1 protein-coding gene and 1 pseudogene are annotated in these 554 nt (G+C 60.6%); both read right to left on the reverse strand.

The window, feature by feature from the left end:
* Positions 1-81, reverse strand: a pseudogene (locus tag MBTS_RS18725) (bacterioferritin); the annotation flags it as partial.
* A gap of 62 nt (positions 82-143) precedes the next feature.
* The gene (locus MBTS_RS23870) at positions 144-425 is read right to left on the reverse strand and encodes a (2Fe-2S)-binding protein (protein WP_082473248.1); all 282 of its coding nucleotides are present in this window, start codon (positions 423-425) and stop codon (positions 144-146) included.
* Between the last annotated feature and the right edge of the window lie 129 nt (positions 426-554).

A 554-nucleotide genomic window follows, 5' to 3' on the forward strand; every position in this document is an offset into this window, starting at 1 on the left:
GAGCCAGTACTGGCTCACGGCCGTCAGTTCGCTGCGCAGACCTCTGTTGAGGTACTCGACGACCTTAGCATCACCCTTCATAAAACTCACTCCCGTCCGGCTATTTCAAGCTCGAAGGGGAGCGTGGGGCCTCGCACAGGCCCTCAGGCGGCGATCCCCTCCCCCGCAGTTTGGAATTGAACCAAACTACAGCTGCTTGCGCAACCCGTTCCGCACGCATGGCCGGCCTCCGCCACCGCGTCTTGCAGGGCACCCTGCAGAGCCGCCTGCATGATCGAACGGATGGTCCGGGCGCAGCGGCCGCATTTCGGGCTGCAGCCGAGGCAGGCATGGACCTGTGCCGGGGTTCTCGGGCAATCGGGCCCGTCCTTCAGGCAAGCGCGGACGGCACCATCGGACAACACGTTACAGGAACAGACGATCATGGGAGCTCGCTGAACGAAACAGGAAGCGTCGATCGCGAACGAGACAATTGCGTCATCGGCAAATTCCCCTCCCCGATCATTGGCTTGCGCGCCTCTTTAGAACTTTTAAAATCTACTGCTATCTCAACA

It is taken from the genome of Methylobacterium bullatum (assembly GCF_014845095.1).
GTDB classification, from domain to species: Bacteria; Pseudomonadota; Alphaproteobacteria; order Rhizobiales; family Beijerinckiaceae; genus Methylobacterium; species Methylobacterium bullatum.

Bases quoted from the DNA above. Each gene is read 5' to 3' on its own strand.
- MBTS_RS23870 (WP_082473248.1), bottom strand. From the start codon at position 425: ATGATCGTCTGTTCCTGTAACGTGTTGTCCGATGGTGCCGTCCGCGCT.